General features: G+C 63.2%; 14 protein-coding genes and 4 pseudogenes. 15 read left to right on the top strand and 3 right to left on the bottom strand.

The genetic code is table 11. From position 1 onward, the window contains the following. Positions 1–6 precede the first annotated feature (6 nt). Positions 7–594 (bottom strand): annotated as a pseudogene (gene dinB / locus LB577_RS20625) (DNA polymerase IV); the annotation flags it as partial. Positions 595–753: 159 nt separating this feature from the next. Here dinB and LB577_RS20620 point away from each other — a divergent pair. From LB577_RS20620 to LB577_RS20580, 8 genes and pseudogenes are all read left to right on the top strand, one after another. Continuing rightward, positions 754–1,509: pseudogene (locus LB577_RS20620) on the top strand (ImuA family protein). Between the two features lie 269 nt (positions 1,510–1,778). Beyond that, the gene (locus LB577_RS20610) at positions 1,779–2,807 is read left to right on the top strand and encodes a LacI family DNA-binding transcriptional regulator (RefSeq protein ID WP_224688098.1); all 1,029 of its coding nucleotides are present in this window, start codon (positions 1,779–1,781) and stop codon (positions 2,805–2,807) included. Beyond that, entirely contained in the window at positions 2,804–3,772 is a 969-nt protein-coding gene (locus LB577_RS20605) for an ABC transporter permease (RefSeq protein ID WP_224688097.1), read from the top strand. Before LB577_RS20610 ends, LB577_RS20605 begins: the two co-directional genes overlap by 4 nt. Before the next feature lies 1 nt (position 3,773). Continuing rightward, positions 3,774–5,279 (top strand): sugar ABC transporter ATP-binding protein, encoded by a 1,506-nt coding sequence (locus LB577_RS20600; protein WP_224688096.1) that lies wholly within the window; start codon positions 3,774–3,776, stop codon positions 5,277–5,279. Continuing rightward, the gene (locus LB577_RS20595) at positions 5,276–6,250 is read left to right on the top strand and encodes an ABC transporter permease (RefSeq protein WP_224688095.1); all 975 of its coding nucleotides are present in this window, start codon (positions 5,276–5,278) and stop codon (positions 6,248–6,250) included. Before LB577_RS20600 ends, LB577_RS20595 begins: the two co-directional genes overlap by 4 nt. A gap of 42 nt (positions 6,251–6,292) precedes the next feature. After that, positions 6,293–7,273: a sugar ABC transporter substrate-binding protein gene (locus LB577_RS20590; protein ID WP_249490985.1), complete on the top strand. Its 981-nt coding sequence runs from the start codon at positions 6,293–6,295 to the stop codon at positions 7,271–7,273. A gap of 81 nt (positions 7,274–7,354) precedes the next feature. Next, a complete protein-coding gene (locus LB577_RS20585; protein ID WP_224688094.1) occupies positions 7,355–8,080 on the top strand; it encodes an SDR family oxidoreductase in 726 nt (241 codons plus the stop codon). 374 nt (positions 8,081–8,454) lie between these two features. Further along, a pseudogene (locus LB577_RS20580) lies at positions 8,455–8,647 on the top strand (aldo/keto reductase); the annotation flags it as partial. Between the two features lie 154 nt (positions 8,648–8,801). On the opposite strand, the pseudogene LB577_RS20575 reads toward LB577_RS20580, so the two are convergent. Both LB577_RS20575 and LB577_RS20570 read right to left on the bottom strand, forming a co-directional pair. Next, positions 8,802–9,290 (bottom strand): annotated as a pseudogene (locus tag LB577_RS20575) (Lrp/AsnC family transcriptional regulator). A 24-nt stretch (positions 9,291–9,314) separates the two neighbouring features. After that, positions 9,315–9,902, bottom strand: a complete 588-nt coding sequence (locus tag LB577_RS20570) for an amino acid synthesis family protein (RefSeq protein ID WP_224688093.1) — start codon at positions 9,900–9,902, stop codon at positions 9,315–9,317. 198 nt (positions 9,903–10,100) lie between these two features. Here LB577_RS20570 and LB577_RS20565 point away from each other — a divergent pair, with 198 nt between their 5' ends. The 7 genes from LB577_RS20565 (at position 10,101) to LB577_RS20535 (ending at position 17,884) form a co-directional block, all read left to right on the top strand. Continuing rightward, positions 10,101–11,903, top strand: a complete 1,803-nt coding sequence (locus LB577_RS20565) for a helix-turn-helix domain-containing protein (protein WP_224688092.1) — start codon at positions 10,101–10,103, stop codon at positions 11,901–11,903. Positions 11,904–12,095: 192 nt separating this feature from the next. Further along, the gene (locus tag LB577_RS20560; protein WP_224688091.1) at positions 12,096–13,088 is read left to right on the top strand and encodes a flavin reductase; all 993 of its coding nucleotides are present in this window, start codon (positions 12,096–12,098) and stop codon (positions 13,086–13,088) included. Further along, the gene (locus tag LB577_RS20555) at positions 13,085–14,596 is read left to right on the top strand and encodes an aldehyde dehydrogenase (protein ID WP_224688090.1); all 1,512 of its coding nucleotides are present in this window, start codon (positions 13,085–13,087) and stop codon (positions 14,594–14,596) included. The genes LB577_RS20560 and LB577_RS20555 overlap by 4 nt, the downstream gene beginning before the upstream one ends. 39 nt (positions 14,597–14,635) lie before the next feature. Beyond that, positions 14,636–15,709, top strand: coding sequence for an LLM class flavin-dependent oxidoreductase (locus tag LB577_RS20550; protein ID WP_224688089.1), 1,074 nt, complete (start codon positions 14,636–14,638; stop codon positions 15,707–15,709). 5 nt (positions 15,710–15,714) lie between these two features. After that, a complete protein-coding gene (locus tag LB577_RS20545; RefSeq protein ID WP_224688088.1) occupies positions 15,715–16,539 on the top strand; it encodes an alpha/beta fold hydrolase in 825 nt (274 codons plus the stop codon). Then, positions 16,532–16,918: a carboxymuconolactone decarboxylase family protein gene (locus tag LB577_RS20540; RefSeq protein WP_224688087.1), complete on the top strand. Its 387-nt coding sequence runs from the start codon at positions 16,532–16,534 to the stop codon at positions 16,916–16,918. The genes LB577_RS20545 and LB577_RS20540 overlap by 8 nt, the downstream gene beginning before the upstream one ends. A gap of 132 nt (positions 16,919–17,050) precedes the next feature. After that, positions 17,051–17,884: a transporter substrate-binding domain-containing protein gene (locus tag LB577_RS20535; RefSeq protein WP_224688086.1), complete on the top strand. Its 834-nt coding sequence runs from the start codon at positions 17,051–17,053 to the stop codon at positions 17,882–17,884. The last annotated feature ends 67 nt before the right edge of the window (positions 17,885–17,951 follow it).

The following is a 17,951-nucleotide window of genomic DNA, read 5'->3' as shown; positions in this document are numbered from 1 at the left end:
GATCGGGACGCTGAGCCTCGCCACGAAGTCAGGCCCCATCGTCGGCGTGATGATCGCCTGGCCGTTGGGCTTGTTGAGGTCGCTCGCAATCTTAGCCAGGAATTTGCAATAGGAGATTCCCGCCGAGGCGTTGAGCCCGGTCACGTCCTTGATCCGCGCGCGGATCAGCGTTGCTATTTCGGTTGCAAAGGGGATGTGCTGCTTGTTTTGCGTTACGTCGAGATAAGCCTCGTCCAACGACAGTGGCTCAATCAGGTCCGTATGCTCGGCGAAGATCTGGTGGATCTGTGCCGAGACCGACCGATAGACGTCGAACCGGGGTGTGACAAAGATCAACTCGGGGCAGCGGCGTTTGGCGGTGACAGACGGCAGTGCAGACCGCACGCCAAAGGCGCGCGCTTCGTAGCTTGCCGCCGCTACGACGCCGCGAGCGGCCGAACCACCGACCGCGACCGGCTTGCCTCTGAGCTCCGGATTGTCGCGCTGCTCGACCGAAGCGTAAAACGCATCCATATCCACGTGAATGATCTTGCGCAAACCGGCCGGGCCAGTCGGCGCCTCCAAATCCCGATCATCGCCCCCTATCGCATTCACTGCGCCCACTCCGAACACTGGTCAGACCCAACTCGATCGAGCGCAGTCTGCGATCAACTCTCGAAGTGACGCAAGGAGTCGGATTGACTCACGAGTGCCGAGAACAAATAAGGAACATACCAGCCCCGAAATCCATTGGGAAGACTGTTTGAGAGTGATTTGTCCAAGGGTCAGGCGGCCGCGAGCCTTGCTATCGCTGCGCTTCGCGAACAAGTCGCGCGCCTCGAAGGCGGGCCGACGCGCAACCGCGCAACGCTTCCTTTCGGCGTGCCGGCAATCGACAAGGTGCTACCGGGGGGAGGGCTGGCGCTCGGGGCGCTGCATGAGGTTGCGGGTGGACGGAATGGGGCGATTGACGGGGCGGCGGCGCTTTTTGCCGCCGGCATTGCAGCGCGGGCCAAGGGCAAGGTGCTCTGCGGCGGCACCCGGCAAGATCTCCTTGCGCCCGCGCTCGCCCAAGCCGGCCTGCTGCCCGGTCGCGTCGTCTATGTCGAGGCCGGTGATGAAGCCGCCGTGCTTGCCTGCTTCGAGGAGGGGCTTCGTCATGGCGGCTTAGGGGCCGTCGTCGCCGAACTGGCCCGTCTCTCCATGACCGCCGCCTGCAGCTGGCCGCCGAAACCTCGGGCGCCATCGGCATCGCCATCCGCCGCTGGCGGCGGCAAACCAACGACCGATTTTGGACAACCGACCGCCGCGGTCACCCGCTGGCGGGTCACCGCCCTTCCCTCCCAACCCTTGCCGGTCCCCGGCGTCGGCCGCGCTCGCTGGCAGCTTGAGTTGATCCGGGTCCGGGCTGGAGAAAGTGCCGATTTTGAAGTGGAAGCCTGCGATGCCAAGGGTCGTCTCGCTCTTTTTTCCGGCTTGGCCGACCGATCGCCTGCGGCGCGCACAGGGCCAGTCCGCGCCATCGGCTGAGACCCCGATCGTCATGATCGGCCGGCAGGGAAACCGGCGGCTCGTGCTGGCCGCCGACGCAGCGGCGCGCGCCGCCGGTCTGCGCGTCGGCATGCCGGCGAGCAAGGCCCAGCCGCCCGACGTAGGCCGAGATGTGCGCCAAGGTAGGTGCAGATCGATTGTCGCCGAACTCCAGTCGCGGCTGCTGGCTGCACGGCCAAAACGCCGGTTGACACCTTATGCGGCGTGGCATAGCTTCGATGAAACGTTTCATTCAGTTGAGTGTCTTGATGCGTGAACCTACGGTCCAGGACATCGCCCAGCTTGCCCGCGTGTCACTCGGGACGGTGTCCAACGTGCTCAACGGGCGGTCGACGGTCAAAGAGGAGCATGTCCTTCGGGTCAACGAGGCCGCGGCAAAGCTTGGCTACCGCCGCAACTCCAACGCGGCCAGCCTGCGCAGCAACCAGACCGACATGATCGCAGTGGCGGTCCCCAACATCGAGAACGCTTTTTTCTCCGAGATCGTCTCGTCGATCGAGCATCTCGGCATCGCCGAGCGCAAGGGCGTCATGTTCCTCACCACCAGCGAGGATCAGGAGCGGGCGCAAAGGCAAATCCACAATCTGATCTCGCGGCGCATCGACGGGTTGATCATGGTGCCGTCCTTCGATTTCCAGCCGATGATCCCGGAACTAGAAACTTACGGCGTGCCGGTCGTGTTGGTCGATCGTGTTGAAGCCGAGAACCCGTTTCCGTCGGTCGCCGTCGACAATTTCCAGGCCGGCTATCTCGGCGGCCGCCATCTGTTCGAGGCCGGCTACAAGCATGTTGCGTTCTTCGGCCACGGCCACCGCTTCTGGATCCTAGACCAGCGCCATGAGGGCTTCCTCGAAGCGGCGCGCGAGGCAGGGACTGCGTCGCTCTGCCAGTCTTACGAGCTCAGCCTCGACCCTGAGGAGATCAAGGCGGCTTCGCTGAAGATCCTGGCAGGCAAGAACCGGCCGCAGGCGATCTATGCGGCCAGCAACATCGCCGCGAAAGGTGCGATTCCGGCCATCCAGGCAATGGGGTTGAATATTCCAGACGACATTGCGCTGCTGGTGATGGACGATTTCGAGGCGCTGACACTGCTCAGCCCAGGGATCAGCGTCGTGGCGCAGCCGAGCAGGGCAATCGCCGAAACAGGCTGGCGCATGCTGCAGGCGCTGATTGCCGGCACGTCCTTGCGCGAGCAGCACGTCCGGCTGCCGGCCCAGCTGATCATACGTGGCTCGACGGTACCCCGAACCGCAGTAGCAAAGGCGTCGGCAAGATGAGCGCCGCCGCCGCCTATCCGCACAGCGTGAGGTCGTTCGCCTGGACGATGCGCCCGGTTGCAGCCTCGTTGCTGTGCGCGTTGGTGCTGGCGGTGCTGTGGCTCTACGCGCCCACGTTCTTCAAGCTGAACAATCTGGTCAACATTTTAGTGCAGGCATCGACGCTTGCCGTGCTCGCGGTTGGTATGTCGACAGTGATGATCGGCGGTGGCATTGACCTGTCGCTGCCGTTCAATGCAGCGCTCAGTGCTGTGCTCGGCGCCATGTATATGCGGGCGACCGGCGATGCCGTTGGCGGTCCGCTGATCATGGTCGCGTCAGCCATGGTAATCGGCGCCTGCAATGGAATCGCGGTCGGCTATCTGGGCATGATCCCGTTCGTCGTGACGCTGGCCATGATGACGGTGACCAATGGCGCCGCCGTGTGGCTGACCGGGTCGATCAGCATCGCCGATGTCCCGGACGTGTTCGTCGATCCGTTCTTTGCTCGATACTTTGGTTTGCCACTGTCGGTGATTATCGCGTTCGCCACTGCCGGCCTCGGTATCGTCCTGATGTCCGGCACCGTCTATGGTCGCTGGCTCTACTCCGTTGGCATCAATGCGCGTGCTGCGACCGTGGCGCGCATCCCCGGACCAAAGGTCATTGCGTTGAGCTACGTGCTAGCCGGGCTGATGGCGGGAATCGCGGCGATCATGCTGACCGGGCGCCTCGCCTCGGCCTCGTCCAACCTGGCGAGCCCGTCGATGGTGCTCGATGTCGTCAGCGCCTGCGTCATCGGCGGCATCAGTATCTATGGCGGTTCGGGCAGGGTTTGGGGCGCGGTGTTGGGCGCGCTGTTCATCACGTTGCTCAACAATGCGCTCAACGCTGCCGAGATCAGCCTCTACGTCAATCAGATGATCCGCGGCGCCATCATTGTCGGCTTCGTGGCGCTCGACCGCTTCGGGGCGAGGGGAGGCTGACGTGGATGCGCCCTACCTCAGGCTGCGCGGCGTCAGCAAGCGCTTCCCCGGGGTCGTCGCGCTCAACCGCGCCGAGCTCGACGTGCGCGCAGGAGAGGCGGTGGCGCTGATGGGTGCCAACGGCGCCGGCAAATCCACGCTGATGAACGTTCTTGGCGGCGTGGTCGCCATGGACGAGGGCGAAATCCTGATCGGCGATGCGCCGATTGCGCTGAGGTCGCCGATCGACTCGATCCGGCACGGCATCGCCTTCGTGCATCAGGAACTGAATTCGCTGCCGACGATGCCGATCGCCGAGAATGTTTTCATCGATGCCTTCCCGCTGCGGTTCGGCCGGATCGACTTTACCGAATGTCGGCGCCGCACCGGGGAGATCCTGGCCCGTCTCGGGTCGGATCTCGATCCACGCCAGCTAGTGGCGGAACTGAGCATCGGCGACCGCCAACTCGTCGAAATCGCCCGTGCGTTGCGACGCAATCCGAAGATCCTGATCTTCGACGAGCCGACATCGTCGCTATCGCTGCGCGAGCGTGAGCGGCTATTCGACGTCGTGCGTGCGCTGAAGTCCGATGGCGTCGCCATCATCTACATCACCCATTTCGTCGATGAAATCTTTGCGGTGTGCGACAGCGTCTCGGTGATGCGCAACGGCGCCACCGTTTTCACCGGCGCGATTTCCAAGGTGATGCCACGCGAGATCGTGCATCATATGATGGACACGGCCGAGAATGAACGGCCGCTGGTGGCCAACCGCCCGCAACGCACCGAAACGCTGCTCGAGGTCGAAGGCTTGACGCGGGCGGGTGTGCTCGAAGAAATCAACCTGTCGCTCAGAGCCGGCGAGATCGTCGGTCTCTGGGGGCTGCTCGGCGCCGGGCGGACCGAATTGCTGCGGGCGCTGGCCGGGCTGGACCCGATCGATGGCGGCACGCTCCGCTGGCGCGAGGGTCGAGACCTCATCGCGATCAACCCGCAGCAATTGCAGCAGCGCGCCGGCTTCGTCACCGAGGACCGCCGCGGCGAAGGCCTGCTGCTGCCGCTGTCGGCTGGCGACAACATCGTGCTGCCCAGTCTGAACATGATTGCGCGGCTGGGTTTCATCATCCGCCGGGAGCAGAAACGAATTGCGACCGAAATGATCCGGCGGCTAGGCATCAAGGTCACGAGCGAGGATCAGCGGACGGCGACGCTTTCCGGCGGCAACCAGCAAAAGGTCGTGTTCGCGCGCTGGCTCGCCACCGCGCCGAAACTGTTCCTGCTCGATGAGCCGACTCGCGGCCTCGATGTCGGCGCCAAGACGGAGATCCTGAAACTGGTCAGCGAACTCGCGGATGCCGGCACCGCCGTGCTCATGGTCTCGTCGGAAATCGAGGAGCTGACCCGTGTCTGCGACCGCTACCTCGTGATGGCGCGTGGTCGCATCATTGCCGAGCTGCCCGGCTCGGCAAGCGGGAGCGAATTGCTGGCAGCGGTCTCGGGGCTGCCGGAAAGACAGGCAGCGGCATGAGCGGCGTCCTTCAATTCGCCCGCGGCTACGGCTTCGTCATCGTGCTGGCGCTTGTCTACGTCGCGTTCTCGGTGGCAGCGCCGAGCTTCTTCGGACTCGCCAACCTCATCGACATCCTGCATGTCGTGGCGCCGATGATCATCGTCGCGTCGGGCATGGCGCTGGTCGTGATCAGCGGCAAGCTCGACATCTCCGTAGGCTCGATCGCCTATGTCGCTTCGGCGATCTTCGCGCTGCTGATGCGCGACGGTAACGTGCCGTTCGCTGTCGGTCTCGTTGCCGCAATCGGCGCCGGGCTTGGGCTCGGTGCGATCAATGGACTGATCGTTGTCGGTCTCAAGGTGAACCCGCTGATCGCCACGCTCGGCACGATGATCGCCTTCCGCGGCTTTGGCCTGTCGCTGACCGATGGCGGATTGATCGAGATGCCGAACGCGATCAAGCCACTCGGCAACACCATGCTCGGGCCGATCTTCGTTGACACAGCGATTGCGCTCATCGTTTTGCTGGCAGTGCATCTCCTGCACCGCTGCACTCCGTTCGGGCGCCAACTCACGGCCATGGGCAATGACGAAGACGTCGCCCGACGCATCGGCATTCCGGTCGAGCGCCGCACTTTCGCTGCCTTGCTTCTGTCAGGGCTGCTCGCCGCTGTGGCCGGTGTCATGTACACCATGCAGGTCGCCGTCAGCACCGCCAAGATCGGGGAGGGCATGGAGTTCACTGCGGTCGCCGCGGTCGTGGTCGGCGGCATTTCGCTTTTCGGCGGACGTGGAAACATCCTTACATCCGTCATTCTAGGCTCGCTGACCTTTCAGATGATCCGAAGCGGGCTCCAGCATGTCGGCGCCAATCCGTATTCCTACCGGCTCGTCGAGGGCGTCGTCATCTTTGTCGCAATGTACGCGGATGCGCTGAAGGCCAAGGACGGCGGAAGTTTCCGCCGTCAGACAAAACACAAGAGCGTGTGACGAGCAGGGAGAACTCACAATGAGTAGCAACAGGAGGAGAGAATGAAACGTTTCATTATGCTGGCGCTGGCAGTTCTTGCAGGTGCAGGCGTTGCCGAAGCCAAGGACGTCAAGATCGGACTTTCCTGGGATGCGCGCGAAAGCGCGCTCAACCAGGCCTGGGAAGATTACATGAAGGCCGAGGCCAAGACCCAAGGCGCGGCGGCCGGGATCAACGTCGAGTGGATCGTCAACATGGCGAACAACGACAGCAGCCGCCAGGCCGCCAACATCGAGGATCTGTTGAACAGCGGCGTCGACATCGTGATTGCGCGCGCGCTCGATGCGGCTGCGATCGGAGCCTCGATTCGACGTGCCAAGGAAGCAGGCGTGCCGTTCGTCACCTTCGACCGTGCGTCGAGCGGAGAGCAGCCAACGGCCCATGTGGGTGGCGATTCCGCCGACCAGGCAAAGGTGCTGGGCGAGGAATTCCTGAAGATACTCAACGCAAACAAGGTCCACGCCAAATGCGTCGAGCTGCAGGGATCGCTCGCCGACATCAATGCCATAAACCGGACCAACGAATTCAAGAAGCTCGACGAGAGCAGCGACATCATCGACATCGTCGCGCGAGTTCCAACTGAGTGGAACCCGGAGATCGTGCTGTCCGGGCTCACCGATGCCTTGCGCGCGCACCCGGAGGCGAACTGCATCCTGGCAGCTTCTGATTGGGCCATCGATGCGGTCCAGGCAGCCCTCGAGAAGTTCAACAAATGGCATCCGACGGGTGATCCCAAGCATGTGTGGATCGCCTCGAACGACCTTCTGACCAGCGCCGTCGGCGCGATGGAGAATGGCTATATCGATGTCGCGGTGACGTGGGACGCGGCCGCGCATGCCAAGGAGGCCGTGCGGGTGCTGCTGCTGATCGCACAGGGCAAGGATCCGGGTTGTCCGAAGCAAGGCTGCCTTGCCAAAGGTTCGATCGCGACCCCCGCGAACGTCAAGAGCATGACCGACTACTGGGCGCGGAAATACAAATAGCAGCCTCCCAAGGCATGCCGGCGGCATATCTTGCCGCCGGCATTATTTGCGTATTGATGATACACGAGGAGAGAAGAATTGGTGCAATCGCTGCAGGGAAAATCAGTCCTGGTGACCGGCGCGAGCTCGGGCATCGGCCGCGCGGCCGCGCGCGCATTCGCCCGCGAAGGCATGCGCGTGGTGTTGAGTGCCCGCTCGCAGGAAAAGCTCGGCGCGCTGGCGGCCGAGCTCGGCGGCAACGCCATCGTCATCGCGGCCGATTTGATAGAGCCCACCGAGGTCGACCGCCTGGTCGCGGAAAGCATTCGCCGGCTGGACGGCATCGACGTGCTGTTCGCCAATGCCGGTGTCTACGTCGCAGGTCAGGTGGCAGACGGCGATCCGGACGACTGGGACCGCCTTTTGATGCTCAATGTGAACTCTGTGTTTCGCGCCATTCGCGCCGCCCTGCCGCACATGCAGGCGCGAAAAAGCGGTGACATATTGGTGACGAGCTCGATTTCGGCGCATCAGGCGCTGCATTTCGAGCCGGTCTACAGCGCTTCCAAGCATGCCATCAACGCCTTCGTGCATGGCCTCAGACGCCAGTTGATCCCGGACAACATCCGTGTTGGCTCGATCGCGCCTGGAACGGTGCTCAATGAACTTTGGGGCTTTCACGATCCAGCAGAGATCGACAAGAAAGTCGCAGACCATTCGGGACTTCGTTCCGAGGATGTTGCCGAGGCGGCGGTGTTCATGCTGACTCGTCCGCCGAACGTCACCATCCGCGATCTCGTCATCTTGCCGCAAGCATTGGATCTGTGATGGCCGGAGGCGGCATCTTGCGCAACTCAACCCTCGGCGGTGATCTTCCAGCCCACGCGGTAATCGCGGACGCAACAAGCAGTGCCTTTATCTCAGTTGGGGCAGCCGGGGTGCATGACGCGTCCCACAAAGTGCAGTAAGCGCAAACGCGTGCCGCCGCTACGAGCCACGTAGAGTCGCAGAAGTGGTGGGGCCAAGAGCGGCCTCCGCAGTCCGGGCACCTCTTCCTCCCAACACGGCCTTAGTGTGTCTTCCCCGCCGTGGCACTCCTGCGGGAGGCGCGGAGAGGCCAGGACAGTTGGGCGTTATACCAAGACCTGAGTCGCATGGCGGCGCGGTCATCAGGGGCTGGGGTTGTCATGGGGACATATGGTGACCGGGCGCTGGCCTGGGTGCTGCGCAAGGGCCGGGTCACTTCGGCGCTGATCGGCGCCAGCCAGCCGGAACAGGTCGAGGACTGCGTCGGGGCACTGAAGGTGCTCGATTCCAGCGATGCCGAACTGGCCGAGATCGACACTTAGGCGCGAGTACGACGTTGATCCGTGGGCCGCTTCGGCGGAAAGGTAGTCGCCAGGCGCGGACATGGTCGAAGCCTCCCGGTTCGGTCTGATGCGGGGAGACTATCCTTGCTGGCCAGACAGAGAGGCTGTTTGGACGACCGCCGATATGGAGTCTCTCTAATTGCCTAATTGCGCCGATCGGGCATACGATCTCTCCGGCGTTACGACGTCGCCGGCAACAGGTCGGCTATCGGCAACGCAATGTCATCCTTCGCCGCCTTGATGACGATGTAGGTGAAGTAGCGGTCGATGCCGATCTCGCGCTCCAGCAAGCTAATCGGCCGGCCGCTGAAAGGGGTCGATGTCGCGCGCCATCACCTTCAGCACATAGTCGACGCCACCACCGACAGACCAGCAGGCGAAGATCTCGGGAATGTCGCGGATAACGCTCGAAGCGGTCGAAATCGGCCTGGCGGTGGTTGGCTGACGTCACTTCCATCAGTACGGTCGCGACCGGCGAGACGACACGCATGGCGATCCTTGCGCGATAACCCGAGATGATGCCGGCCTTTTCCAGCCTGCGCAGCCGCATCCAGCACGGCGTCGGCGACAGCCGACCTGCTCGGCCAGCGCCAGCTTGGTGATGCGACCGTCGCGCTGGATGACATCGAGGACTTCAGGTCGATCGGTCGAGTTTCGGGTGCAGCCATCAGCGTCCGCTTTTCGTCGACGACTCATCGCAAGGCGGCGTTCTCCACTCCCATCTCCGCCATGTCCTGAAAGCGATCGGCAATCCGTGCATGGACCCGCCCGCCGTTGGCCGCACCGATGGCAACCAGCACCTCGTCGGCGCCCGGCGCGTCGGCGATCTGGAAATTCGCGGTGATGAAATGCGAGCGCCTGCCGTTCTCGCTCTTGTGCATCATCGGCAGCGACATCAGCGCCCCGGCGGCGTTTCTGGTGTTGCAGAATTCGAGATAGGTGGTGCCGCCGACGGCATCGCGGAACAGATTGCCGAAGCGCAGCGTGTGGATCAGCGCCGAGGCATGTTCGATCTCGCCGTTGAGGCCAACCGCGGCCGCCTTGCCGTAGGATTCAATCTCGGCTGCCGGCATCAGGGCGATCAGGCGCTGTGTGAGCTCGGCGCCGAGCCTGGGCGCAACCGCGATGATTTCGGGCCGGAGGTTTTCGACAAAGCCTCGCCCCGCCCACGGGTTCTTCAGCACCGCGGCTACGACGATTGATGTGACCGGCTTGTCAGCTGCCTTGCCGCCCTCGATCAGAACCTCGTCGATGAAGGTGCAGATTTTCCTGATTTCCATTCGCTCCGACGGCCTTTCCTCAAGCAGAATTCGGGTCAGGCTAGGGGAGTGGCCGGCCATGCGTCTTCCTCTGCTTCGGAGGAAAAACCGGATGTCTCGCTCTCGGAAGACGTGTAGCTTCACATGGCCGCGAATTGCTTATATCGGCGCTCGAAGTGCCGACAGGATCAGATCGGTCAGCAGAAACAGATCGCACCAGTGAACCACCAGTCGCAAATCCTGTCGTTGCGCGACGCCGCCAGCCTGATCAATTCAGGCGGTGACTTGAGCACCGTGCTGCGCGACCTGGTGCTGGCCGCCTGCCGGCACGCCAAGTGGACGATGGGCTCGATCATGAGCATCGATGCGCCGCACGGCCATGCCTATGTCATCGTGCGCCATGACCCAACCTTGATCCAGCGCCCGCTGCCCGATCGCTGGGAACTCGCCACCAGCCCGTCTATCATCGCCCTGCAACGCAACGAGCCGGTCTACATCAGGGATGCCCGGGCTTCGGAGGAATTCTCCGGCTACCGCAAGGAGGCGTTCGAACGCGACTACCGCAGCGTTCTGGTGATGCCGATGAATTGCGTCGACGAGGCCGGGCGGCCAATGGTGCTCAGCGTCGTCTCCCGCGAGATCATGGAGGTCACGACCGATGACCTCGCCTTCATCGGCATGATCGTCCATCTGGGCGAGATCGCGGTCGAGAAACAGCACAAATTGCGCGAGGAAAAGCGTGCGGCGGAACGGCTGCAGAAAGCCCTCCAGGCGCACACGTCGCTTCTGCAGCAGGCCCTGGCGGAAAGTTCGGTGCCTTCGCTTGCCGGCAGGATCGCAGCGCTTGTGCCCAATCCTGTCGTCGTGGTCGATTTCACCGCCAACCTGATCGTCGCCAGCCGCTCACCGAGCGAAAAGCATTTCGACGACGCGGCCTGGCAGCTTGCAGCCAACACCAGCCTGCATCGGCAGATCATGAAGGCTGCGCGGTCCGCGGTGGATCGGCCGCAGAGCGAAGCCCATACGTTCTTCCTCGACGACGGCACGCGCCGCCTGCGCCTGACCGCGAAGATCGAACCGCTGAGCGTCGATGCCGAGGCCGTTGGCGCGCTGGTCATTTTCACCATGCAGGAGCCGTTCAGCCAGTTGGATTTGCTGCTGCTCGACAGCGCCAAATTCGCGCTCAGCGTCCAGATGATGCGCAGCTTCATCCGCTTCCGTTTCGAGACGCGCACGCTGACGGATTTGTTCATGGAGGTCGTCGAGCATCGTTGGCACGACGCCGCCGATGTGATGCAGCGAGCGCAACGGCTCGGCATCGGGCTGGCATCGCCGCAGCAGATGATCGTCATCGACCTGCCTGAAGCGGCGCAAGGCAGTGGACGGTCTGTCGATCCGCATCATGCGGTGATCCGGCTGCTGCAGCAGAACTCGGTCGCGGCCGGCATCATCGTCGTCGACAATGGCCTCGTCTGCCTGATCCCGGCTGAACTGGGCGACGACAAGGAGCGTGTCGCCAAGCTGCTGCGCAAGATCGCCGAAGAACTGGGCCGCTATTTCGGCCAGGAACCGTTCGTTGTTCTGTCCGGTCTCTGCACGAAACTCGCGGACTATCCCGCCGCATGGGATCGCTGCCGGCGCATGATCCGCATTGGCCGTTCGTTCGGCCGCACCGGCGTCTTTGCCAGCCAGGATTTCGGCCCGCTGCCGATGCTGGTCGCCGCCGCCGCCGTCGAGGACGTGCGCGGCTTCGTGCAGGACAGTGTCGGCGCCATCGCCGACCATGATCGCCAGCACGGCACGCCCTATATGGAGACGCTGTTCTCCTATCTGCGCGAAGGCTGCCGCAGCCAGGCCTGCGCCGATGCCATGGGCCTGCATGTGACCACCTTGCGGTACCGGCTGGCGCGCATCCAGGAACTGTTCGGCATCGATCTCGATACGCCCGAGCGGCGCTTTGCTTTCGAGCTCGCCATCCGCTTGCGCGAGGTCATCGACAACAGCGCTTCGGCCGAAAAATAGCATCACTTTAGCCTCCGCCATGCAGGCCGTTTCCAATCTGGGAACGTTCCCTGCCGTTCACGTTGCTAAGCCGCCATCTTTGCTCGCAAACACAGCAGCGTCTCTCCCGACTGTTCCTATCAACAGGAGGAAGAACGGCTGCAGGTCAGCAGCTAACGTCCCGTGCAATCCGAAGAGGGAACACGAGGCCAGATGCTGACGACCCCACAGCCGACGATAGATCCGATTGCGCTCAGAAGGGCGTTCGGAACCTTCGTGACCGGCGTCACGGTCATCACCACACGCGATGCCGATGGCACGCCGCGTGGCATGACGGCCAACTCCTTCACATCCGTCTCGCTCGATCCGCCGCTGCTTCTGGTTTGCGTCGGCAAGGCGGCGGCGAGCTATGCCGCCTTCAGTGCGTCCGATTCCTTCGCGGTCAACCTCCTGCATGAAGGACAGACCGACGTCTCGGCGGTCTTTGCCTCGAAGGCACACGACAAGTTCGGCTCCGTCAGCCATGACCGTGTCCATACCGGCGCGCCGATCCTCAACGAATGCCTGACCTGGTTCGACTGCACCGTGCACAACCGGGTCGACGCCGGCGATCACGTCGTGCTGATCGGCGCCGTGCAGGCTTTCGGCACCAGTCCCTCGGCGCCGCTCGGCTTTTGCCGGGGCCGCTATGCCTCGGTGAAGGATCCGCTGCCGCCGGGCTGGCTTGCCTCGCACTCGATGATCGTCGGCTACCTCATCGAAGCGGACGGAAACATCCTGTTGCGCTCCGATGGCAAGGGCGGCTGGGTGCTGCCCAGCGCTAAGAGCCGCAAGGCCGAAAACGAGCTCAAGCTCGAGGGCGGCGATGCGCTGACGCTGCTGCCAGACGAGACGTTTCTTTACTCGGTCTTCGACGTCGCCGACAGCGACCCGGGCTATCTCATCTATCGCGCCCGCCTCTCCGGCGCTTCCGCCGCCTTTACCGTGCCTGCTGGGTTCAAGTTCTTTCCACTCGCCGATCTTCCCTACGAGGACATTCCGGCGCGTGAGATCCGCGCGCTGCTGCGCCGCTACAGCCGCGAACGGCACGACGAGCGCTTCAGCATCTACATGGATTCGGGCGATGGCGGGCGTCTCGCCCGCATCGATGGCGGCTCGCAGCCATGGGCGCAAAGCCCGCAGGACACTGACCAGGAAAAGCCATGAAGACGTCAGTCAAATCGCTCGAGAACTCCCGCCAGCAGCTTTTCATCGGCGGCCGCTACGTCGCCCCGAAAGCCGGCCAGTACATTCCAAGCTACGATCCGACGACTGCCAAGCCGTGGTATGAGCTGGCCGAGGCTGACGCATCCGATGTCGATGCCGCCGTGGCCTCCGCGCGGGCGGCGTTTGCCAATCCGGCATGGCGCCGGATGACCCAGACGGATCGTGGCAAGCTCGTCTATCGCCTGGCGCAGCTGGTGCTCGACCATGCCGACGAGTTGGCGCTGATCGAGACCCGCGACAATGGCAAGCTGATCAAGGAGATGCGGGCGCAAATGCGCGCCATGCCGGATTCCTACAGCTATTTCGCGGGCATGGCCGACAAGCTGCTGGGTGACACCATCCCCGTCAACAAGCTCGATATGCTGAACTTCAACATGCGCGAGCCGCTTGGCGTCGTCGGCATGATCACGCCCTGGAATTCGCCGCTGATGCTGCTCACCGGCACGTTGGCGCCTTGCCTTGCCATCGGCAACACCGTCGTCATCAAGCCGTCCGAGCATGCCACCGCCTCGACGCTGGCACTGGCCGAATTGATCATTGAGGCAGGCTTCCCGGCCGGCGTCGTCAATGTCGTGACCGGCACCGGCGCCAGTGCCGGCGATGCGCTGACGCGCCATCCCGGCATCGCCAAGATCGTCTTCACCGGCAGCACGGCCACCGGCCGGCGCATCGCCGCCAACGCGGCGGCCAACCTGGTTTCATGCCAGATGGAGCTCGGCGGGAAATCACCCCATGTCGTCTTTGCCGATGTCGACATGGACCATGCCGTCAATGGCGTCGTGTCAGGCATTTTCGCCGCCGCCGGCCAGAGCTGTGTTGCCGGATCGCGCTGCTTCGTCGAGGCCAGTGTTTACGACCGGTTCGTCGATGCGCTGGTCGAGCGCGCCAGGCGAGTCAAGGTCGGCCATCCCTTGAACGACGATACCGACATGGGACCGCTGGCGCTGTCGGCGCAGCTTGCCAAGGTCGAAAGCTACGTCGCCTCGGGCGTCCACCAGGGGGCCAGGATCGCGGCCGGTGGCCGCAGGCCGCAATCCGCCGAGCTCGCGGAAGGCTGGTATTTCGAGCCGACGGTCATGGTCGACGCCCGCAACGACATGGATTTCATGCAGGAAGAGATCTTCGGCCCGGTTGTCGGTGTCATCCCCTTTTCTTCGGAAGAAGAGATGACCGCGCTGGCCAATGACACGCGCTACGGGCTGTCGTCCGGCATCTGGACCAAGGATATCGACCGCGCGCTGCGCTTTGCCCGCAATGTCGACGCTGGCACCGTCTGGATCAACACCTATCGCGCCTCTTCCTTCATGTCGGCCAATGGTGGCTTCAAGGCGAGCGGTTATGGCCGCCGCGGCGGCCTCGACGTGATGGAGGAGTTCTCGCGCCTGAAGAACATCATGATCGATTATTCCGGGGCCATGCAGGACCCGTTCGTCATTCGTCTGCGCTGAGCCTCATCCACGCCGGCCACAAAGTACGGGACAGGAAAAATGAAGTTTGCAGTGTCGCTGACCATGGAACGCTTCTCGCCCGACATGCCGATGTCGAAGGTGAAGAGCAATCTGCTCGAATTGGCAGAGATGGCCGACGAGGGCGGTTTCGAGACGCTGTGGACCGCCGAGCATCACACCATCGAATGCACCATCTCGCCCAATCCGCTGATGACGCTGACCTGGCTGGCGCAGCACACGCAACAGATCAGGCTTGGTACCTCGACGCTGGTAGCGCCGTACTGGAGTCCGATCCGACTGGCTGGCGAAGCCGCGCTTTGCGATCATCTGACCGGCGGCCGGCTGGAGTTCGGCATCGCCCGCGGCTCCTATCAGTATGAGTTCGACCGCATGGCCGGCGGCATGCAGCAGCAGGAGGGCGTTGCCTACCTGAAGGAGCTGGTGCCGGCGGTGAAGAAACTGTGGGCGCAGGACTATGCGCATGACGGCCACTACTGGAAATTTCCGCTCGCTGCCGGCGTGCCCAAGCCATTGCAGACGCCGCATCCGCCGATCTGGGTAGCAGCGCGTGACCCCGGCACATTCGACTGGGCCGTCGGCATCGGTGCCAACATCCTGTCGACGCCGCTTTCAGCGCCCGCCGCCGAAATCGCCGTGCTTGGCGAAAAATTCCGCAAGGCGGTCGCCGATCATCCGGAGGTGCCGCGTCCACGCCTGATGATGCAGCGCCGCACTTGCATTTACGATCGCGCGCAGGACTGGGAAATCGCCGTTCGTCACGCCATCGACTACGGGCGCGCCTTCGAAAACCTGTTCCAGAACATCGGCACGGTGAAGAACGGTTTCCCCGAAGCCGTCCCCTACGAAAGCGTCAAGGGCAAGGACAATTATAATCCCGAGAGCATCCGCAAGAACCTGATGTTCGGCACGCCCGACGAGATCATCGAGAAGCTCGAGGATTATGAAGCCGCCGGCGTCGATCAGTATTGCCTCGGGCTCACCTTCAACCTGCCGTTCGAACTGCAGAAGAAGACCATCAGGCTGTTCGTCGACGAGGTCATGCCGCACTTCGCCGCGCGGGAACGCTCCACGGCTGTCGTGGTAGGGCATTGACGGCAATGGCGGCCGGCTCTTTCGTCCATGGCGATATCGCGCTCAATTATCGTGTCGACGGCTACGGGCCGCACAAGCTTGTCTGCATCCATGGCGTCGGCTCCTATCTGGAGGCATGGAGCGGCGTCGTCGCCCGGCTGCCGGATCAGTTCACGGTGCTGACTTTTGACCTGCGTGGCCACGGCCGGTCGGCGCGCATCATGGGCCGCTACGAGATCGACGACTTCGTCGGCGATACGCTGGCGCTGGCCGATCATGCTGGCTTTGCGCGCTTTCATCTTGCCGGCTTCTCGCTGGGCGGCCTGATCGCCCAGCGCCTGGCACTGACCCATGCCGACCGACTCGACCGGCTCGTGCTGCTGTCGACCGTCGCCGGGCGCTCGCCGGAGGAACGCCAGGCGGTTCTAGGGCGTCTCGCCGCTTTGACCGCCAGTCAGCCGAGCGCGCACCATGCCGCGTCGCTGTCGCGTTGGCTGACCGAGGAATTTCAGGAGCGCAATCCGGATGTGATTGCCCAACTGCGCCGCCGCGACGCCGAGAACGATCCGGCCTGCTACGCCGCCGCCTACCGGGTGCTGGCCGAGACCGATTTCGGCGGCATTCTCGACCAGATCAGGTCGCCGACCCTGATCGTGACGGGCGAGGACGACCAGGGATCCAATCCGCGCATGGCGCGTCATATGCATGAGCAGATCCGCGGCTCGCGGCTGCAGATCCTGCCGGGATTGCGGCATTCGATCCTGGTCGAAGCGCCCGAACCGATTGCTGGCTTGATGGCGAATTTTTTGGGTGACCACTCACGACGGGCAGGGGCGACCAGCCATGGATAGCGAATTGCAGAAAGCCGGCGGGGCGGTGCGCCGCAAAGTGCTGGGCGACGACTATGTCGATCGCGCAATCGGCAACGCCGACGACTTTTCTCGGCCCTTCCAGGACATCCTGAACGAGTATTGCTGGGGCACATGTTGGACCGATGAAGCGCTCGACCTCAAGCAGCGCAGCCTGCTCAATCTCGGCATGCTTGCCGCCCTGGGGCGGATGCATGAATTCGGCTTGCATTTCCGTGGTGCGATGCGCAATGGCCTGAGCGACGACGAGTTGCGGGCGGCGTTGATCCAGATCGCGGTCTATTGCGGCATTCCGGCCGGCGTCGAGGCCTTTCGGGTCGCGCGATCGATGCGCGACGAAACAAAGGCCGACACGCCATGACAACGGTTTGGGGAATCTCCGTCGGCTTACCTTCGTTCCGAGCAATCGGCGCGACAAACCTCCTCTGCCTCGCCGGAAGACGGCGACAGCGGGCTCATCTCTAAATTAGCAACAACAAGGGGAACGGTACACATGAAAACATCTCTGAAATTAACGACATTGGCGGCTTCGCTCGCCCTGACATTGGCGTCGCTCCCAGCCTATGCTGGCGCGGTGCTGGACCGGGTCGTGGCGGCCGGCACTCTCAAGGTCGCCACCGATGCCAACTGGGCGCCGCAGTCCTTCCTCAACGCCAATAACGAGCTGGACGGCTTCGATGTCGACGTTGCCAAGGAAATCGGCAAGCGCATCGGCGTCAAGGTCGAGTTCGTGACACCGGGCTGGGACATCATCACCGCCGGCAACTGGGTCGGCCGCTGGGACATGCATGTCGGCTCGATGACGCCGACCAAGAAGCGCGCTGAGATCTTCGATTTCCCCGCGGTCTATTACTACACGCCAGCCGCCGTTGCCGTTCACAAGGACAGCAAAGCCAAATCTTTGAGCGACCTCGACGGCAAAGTCGTCGGCGCAACGACGACATCGACTTTCGAAGCCTATGCCAAGAAGGATCTGACGCTGGACGCGGCCGGTGCGCCGCCCTTCGAATACAAGCTCAATCCCAAGGAGGTGCACTCCTACGAGAACTCCACCACTGCTTTCGATGACCTGCGGATCGGCGATGGCGTTCGGCTTGATGCGGTGGTCTCATCGCAACCCAGTATCGTCGATGCGGTGAAGGCCGGCTATCCGATAAAGCAGATAGGCGAGCCGGTGTTTTACGAGCCGCTGGCTGTCGCCATCGAACATGGTGATCCCCAGTTCTCGGCCAAGATCGCCGACGCCGTCAAAGCGATGAAGGCGGACGGCACGCTCGGCACGCTGTCCAAGAAATGGTACGGGGTCGACTATTCCATCGTAAAATAGTCTCGGCTTCGCGGGCGGCGGGGGGGGGGGGGCCGCGACATCTCCATGCACCAGGACCTTGATATGC

It is taken from the genome of Mesorhizobium sp. B283B1A, from assembly GCF_020165735.1.
Classification (GTDB): domain Bacteria; phylum Pseudomonadota; class Alphaproteobacteria; order Rhizobiales; family Rhizobiaceae; genus Mesorhizobium; species Mesorhizobium opportunistum.
Note: the sequence above shows the minus strand (reverse complement) of the source record. Positions and strands in the feature narration are given on the sequence as shown.

What these genes read in the sequence shown, in the direction of transcription:
- LB577_RS20610 (WP_224688098.1), top strand. Translation starts at nt 1,779, where the DNA reads ATGCGTGAACCTACGGTCCAGGACATCGCCCAGCTTGCCCGCGTGTCA.
- LB577_RS20605 (WP_224688097.1), top strand. Translation starts at nt 2,804, where the DNA reads ATGAGCGCCGCCGCCGCCTATCCGCACAGCGTGAGGTCGTTCGCCTGG.
- LB577_RS20595 (WP_224688095.1), top strand. Translation starts at nt 5,276, where the DNA reads ATGAGCGGCGTCCTTCAATTCGCCCGCGGCTACGGCTTCGTCATCGTG.
- LB577_RS20590 (WP_249490985.1), top strand. Translation starts at nt 6,293, where the DNA reads ATGAAACGTTTCATTATGCTGGCGCTGGCAGTTCTTGCAGGTGCAGGC.
- LB577_RS20570 (WP_224688093.1), bottom strand. Translation starts at nt 9,902, where the DNA reads ATGGAAATCAGGAAAATCTGCACCTTCATCGACGAGGTTCTGATCGAG.
- LB577_RS20560 (WP_224688091.1), top strand. Translation starts at nt 12,096, where the DNA reads ATGCTGACGACCCCACAGCCGACGATAGATCCGATTGCGCTCAGAAGG.
- LB577_RS20555 (WP_224688090.1), top strand. Translation starts at nt 13,085, where the DNA reads ATGAAGACGTCAGTCAAATCGCTCGAGAACTCCCGCCAGCAGCTTTTC.
- LB577_RS20550 (WP_224688089.1), top strand. Translation starts at nt 14,636, where the DNA reads ATGAAGTTTGCAGTGTCGCTGACCATGGAACGCTTCTCGCCCGACATG.
- LB577_RS20545 (WP_224688088.1), top strand. Translation starts at nt 15,715, where the DNA reads ATGGCGGCCGGCTCTTTCGTCCATGGCGATATCGCGCTCAATTATCGT.
- LB577_RS20540 (WP_224688087.1), top strand. Translation starts at nt 16,532, where the DNA reads ATGGATAGCGAATTGCAGAAAGCCGGCGGGGCGGTGCGCCGCAAAGTG.
- LB577_RS20535 (WP_224688086.1), top strand. Translation starts at nt 17,051, where the DNA reads ATGAAAACATCTCTGAAATTAACGACATTGGCGGCTTCGCTCGCCCTG.